Below are 1400 nucleotides of genomic sequence, written 5' to 3' on the forward strand. Positions count from 1 at the left end.
TCACACAGCAAAGTAGACAGAGAATACCTTAACTGTGCGCACTGTGACCTGATATTTGTTCCTAAGCAGTTTCACATCTCGCCCGGGTATGAAAAATCAATCTATGATTTGCATGAAAACAACCCCGAAGACAAAGGATATCGGCGCTTTCTAGAGAAGTTATCTATGCCGCTGATATCTCAACTAGAACCCTTTGCCAATGGGCTTGATTTCGGCTGCGGACCCGGACCAACTTTATCAATCATGATGCGTGAAAAGGGCTTTAACGTAGAAGAGTACGATCCTTTCTACATGCCAGACAAAAGCCCTTTAAGTGGCCGCTACGACTTTATTACCAGTACAGAGGTTGTCGAACATCTGAGCAAGCCAAAAGAGGTATTTGAGCTCTTGTTTAAGATGCTGAAAAAGAAAGGAGTCTTGGGCATTATGACAAAACAACCCCCAAAGCAAGGCATCGTGAATTGGCAGTATACGAAAGACCCAACTCACATCAGCTTCTATTCCGTTAAAACCTTTCAATATATTGCTGCATTGTTCGACTGCCAGCTAGAGGTCATCTCTTACGACACAGTATTGCTAATCAAAAGATAAAACAGTACTCATTTACTTTTGCTCAGCGCCTAATAATCAACCCCTTCACGAGCCTTAACGCCCGCCTTATAGGCGTGCTTGATCTCTTTAATCTCTGATACCGTATCAGCTAACTCCTGCAACGCAGAGCCACCACCTCGTCCGGTAACAATCACGCTTTGCTCAAAAGGCCTATCTCGCAAAGCAGAAAGAATTCGTTCTTCTTCGAGGTATTTATAGGCAATCATATAGGTCAGCTCATCCAGCACGACCAAGTTGTAGCTGTCATCTGCAAGCATTTTCTCCGCTACCTTCCAGGTTTTTTCGGCCGCTTCGATATCTGCTTCTCGATCTTGCGTGTTCCAGGTAAAGCCAGTCCCCATTTGATAGAAGTCTACATCTGGCAATTTGTTTTTTAAGTAAAGCTCTTCACCTGAAAGCTGTGCCCCCTTGATAAACTGTACTACTCCAACCTTATGGTCATAGCCCAAGGCCCGCAAAACCATGCCAAAAGCAGAACTGCTCTTTCCCTTGCCATTTCCTGTAAGCACTATTAAGACACCACGTTCAATATTGGCTGCCTCGATATTAGCGTCTACATTGGCCTTTTGTTTTTGCATCTTCTTTTTATGTGAAGCATTTTTATCTTGCTTTTCCAAGGTCGTACTCCTTCAGGAAGGTAGGTTAGATTATTTATTTTATGAGCGGGCTCTGACTTGATCTAAAGCACTGCAAACGGACTTCATTCCATCAATCACGCGAAGTGAAAAACGATGCATTACGTCACCATTCACGGAAAATATATGCTGATTTCTTACTGCTGGAATCTC

Annotated in this window: 2 protein-coding genes; one reads left to right on the forward strand and one right to left on the reverse strand. The window is 43.4% G+C overall.

From position 1 onward, the window contains the following. Positions 1 to 591 (forward strand): class I SAM-dependent methyltransferase (locus A3756_RS16655; RefSeq protein WP_068554007.1); only part of this gene is annotated, 591 nt, incomplete at its 5' end. A 29-nt stretch (positions 592 to 620) separates the two neighbouring features. Here A3756_RS16655 and cobO read toward each other — a convergent pair. After that, entirely contained in the window at positions 621 to 1229 is a 609-nt protein-coding gene (gene cobO, locus A3756_RS16660; RefSeq protein WP_082865318.1) for a cob(I)yrinic acid a,c-diamide adenosyltransferase, read from the reverse strand. Between the last annotated feature and the right edge of the window lie 171 nt (positions 1230 to 1400).

Source organism: Oleiphilus sp. HI0086 (assembly GCF_001635225.1).